Origin of the sequence: Henriciella sp. (assembly GCF_049649345.1) — a bacterium.
In the GTDB taxonomy this organism is placed as follows: Bacteria; Pseudomonadota; Alphaproteobacteria; order Caulobacterales; family Hyphomonadaceae; genus Henriciella.
On sequence record NZ_JBARZC010000596.1, the window covers coordinates 1 to 2,650 of the forward strand.

Here is a 2,650-nt window from a genome sequence, read left to right on the forward strand (position 1 = left end):
GGCGTGACGTCCTCAAAACCGAAGCTAACGGTGTTTTCTGTGTCTATTTCATCTGTCATGCGCGGCGACCATAGTGGCACGAAAATCTAAACGCTATATGCGGTTACCATGCCTGAATTACCCGAAGTCGAGACAGTTCGCCGCGGCCTTTCCCCCGTCATGGACGGGCGCACCATCCTGTCGGTCCAGCTGAACCGGCCGGATCTGCGTTTTCCGTTGCCTGCGCAATTTGCCGATCGGCTATCCGGCGCACGCATAGACCGGCTCGGACGGCGCTCAAAATTCCTGGTGGCTGAGCTTTCTTCAGGCGATGCACTGATCATGCATCTTGGCATGTCGGGCCGGTTTACCATCACAGACAGCGGCCAGCTCGGCGAGTTTCATCATGAGGTCGCGCCTGACCCGAAACATGATCATGTCATCTTCCACATGGAGGGTGGGCAGACTGTCACCTATAATGATCCCCGCCGCTTCGGCTTCATGGAGCTCTGGCCGCTGGCGCAGATGGAGACGTATCCGCGTCTTGCGGGGCTCGGGCCTGAACCGCTGTCCAACACCTTCTCGCATGCCTGGCTGAACGAGGCGCTGAAAGGCAAGACCGGGCCAATCAAGTCTGTCCTGCTCGACCAGCGCACCATTGCAGGGCTCGGCAATATCTATGTCTGCGAGGCGCTCTACCGCGCGAAGATCAGCCCTCGCCGGCGCGCCAATACCGTGCCAGGTGAGCGGGCCGCCAGGCTGACACGGGCGATCAATGACGTGATCGCCGAGGCCATTGAGGCCGGCGGCTCATCGATCAGTGACTTCAAGGCAGCGACAGGCGAGCTTGGTTATTTCCAGCACACATTCGCCGTCTATGACCGCGAGGGCGAGCCCTGCAAGACATGCGGTGCCCCGATCAGACGCATCGTCCAGTCGGGGCGCTCAAGCTTTTACTGTGGAAGCTGCCAGCGGTAAAAGTCAGCCATTTCCCCAGAGACGCTGCCACCAGGGCTTCTTCTCTTTCGGCTCGACATTGATTGCCGAGGCCGAATAGCCGCCATCGGCCATTTTCTGTTTGATATCGGCCTCATCCCAGCCGGTGAGTTTGGCGAGGTTTTCGGCTTCCTGGTCCCAGCGGCTGACGAGCGTGTCGGCATAGTCGCGGGCCTCTTCGCACTGGTCGAAATCGCCGCGCCATGGATGACGCAGGACATAGCGGCCCTGATAATTGTTCTTGTCGCCAGTCACCTGGAAGGTCAGATCCTGCGGGAAGGTTTCGCCATCATAGCGCACATGCAGACGTGTCACGAAGACATCGACCGGCTGGGGTCCGGGGCGGAAACCGGGGCGCGGCTGGATATCGCCATCGCTGCCTTCATCAAGCCACATCACGCCAAGCTCCTGCAGCTGCGAGCGCGACAGTGGCTCGGCGGCGCACGGGTCGCACCAGCTCATGTCCCAGGCATATTCCATGAAGACGGCCTTGCCGTTTTCCTTCTCGACCTGATGGGCGAACATGTCCCGGTAGAACTCGCCAAACTCATCCTTCACGAAGATCGGGACATCCATGTCGGACGGTAGTTTCACCGTCTTGTAATTGGTGGTTTCGACGCGGCCCTTGCGGGTCAGGGCGAAGACGAAGAGTTCCTGCTTGCCTTCGGCATTCACCGTGCCGAGCCGGATTGGCAACATGAAATCCTCGTCCTCATAGGCAACCTGGATCGGGCGCAGAAAACCCGAACCGTCATGGCGTTCCAGATTCACCTTGGCGACGAAGAATTTCATGCCCTGTTTGAGGTAAGAGCCGACAACATCTTCGGCTCCTTCAGGGATCCTGTAGCCTTCCTGGTTGAGCCAGGTGATCAGCCCGTCGGACTCTTCGGCCGACAGGATCAGAATGTCGTACTCGCCGACCTCATATTCTGCCTCGATGGTGACGCCGAGATCCTCGGCCTCCTCCATCACCATGTCGTCCATGGCGCCCGAGGCGGTTGGCGCCGCCATCGCCAGTTCCCGGCGGTACCGCATATCGCAGGGATTCTCGTCATGATATTCGACAAGCCGCGGGGCGGTATACTCATCGAGATGGTCGATCAGGCCGGGATTGGCGACATTGATCTGCTCACGCTCGGGGATGTCGACGACGGGGATGACCATGGCAAACTCTGACGGCTCGCCGCGATAGTCGGACGCCATGGTGATGACTGTCCGCTCGCCATCGCGCACGAGCGCCACTTTCGACGCGTCATTGAACAGATCGGTGTCGGCCTTGGCGACGAAGAAGCCGCAGAAGGCCGACGCCGGCGCGCTAAGGCCGAGCGAGCTGAGGCCGAGGGCGGCCGCCCCCATCAGGTGTCTGAGTTTCATAGTGTCGTCCCTCCTTGGACTTTGATGGTGTGCCCCACTGGAACCGGCTGGCAGGCAGGAGCCGGTCGAGAATTGGTGTCAGTAATGAGAGCGCCGCCAGCGCCATGAGCGGCGCGGCGCGGACATTCGGCCCGATGATGAACCAGGCGGTCAGCGCGGCGACGGCTGCCGCAAACAGGATGCGCCCTGCCCGCGAATCCGGTGTCGAACGCGGGTCCGTGATCATGAAGAAGGTGAAGACGAGCAGGGTGCCCGAAGACAGCTGATGCATGGGGATGGCCATCGGGTCGCCGAGCCAGAT

General features: G+C 60.6%; 3 protein-coding genes. 1 reads left to right on the plus strand and 2 read right to left on the minus strand.

Annotation, left to right across the window (positions count from 1 at the left end):
* The first annotated feature begins 108 nt into the window (after positions 1-108).
* On the plus strand, positions 109-957 hold the full coding sequence (gene mutM / locus WA989_RS16495) for a bifunctional DNA-formamidopyrimidine glycosylase/DNA-(apurinic or apyrimidinic site) lyase (RefSeq protein ID WP_424341572.1): 849 nt from the start codon (positions 109-111) through the stop codon (positions 955-957).
* A gap of 3 nt (positions 958-960) precedes the next feature.
* Here the strand turns inward: mutM and WA989_RS16500 are convergent, their stop codons facing one another.
* Together WA989_RS16500 and WA989_RS16505 are read right to left on the minus strand one after the other, a co-directional pair.
* Positions 961-2,349, minus strand: a complete 1,389-nt coding sequence (locus tag WA989_RS16500; RefSeq protein ID WP_424341573.1) for a DUF2330 domain-containing protein — start codon at positions 2,347-2,349, stop codon at positions 961-963.
* A partial coding sequence (locus WA989_RS16505; protein WP_424341574.1) for an RnfABCDGE type electron transport complex subunit D occupies positions 2,291-2,650 on the minus strand: 360 nt, incomplete at its 5' end. The genes WA989_RS16500 and WA989_RS16505, both read right to left, overlap by 59 nt.

Bases quoted from the DNA above. Each gene is read 5' to 3' on its own strand.
- WA989_RS16500 (WP_424341573.1), bottom strand. From the start codon at position 2,349: ATGAAACTCAGACACCTGATGGGGGCGGCCGCCCTCGGCCTCAGCTCG.
- mutM (WP_424341572.1), top strand. From the start codon at position 109: ATGCCTGAATTACCCGAAGTCGAGACAGTTCGCCGCGGCCTTTCCCCC.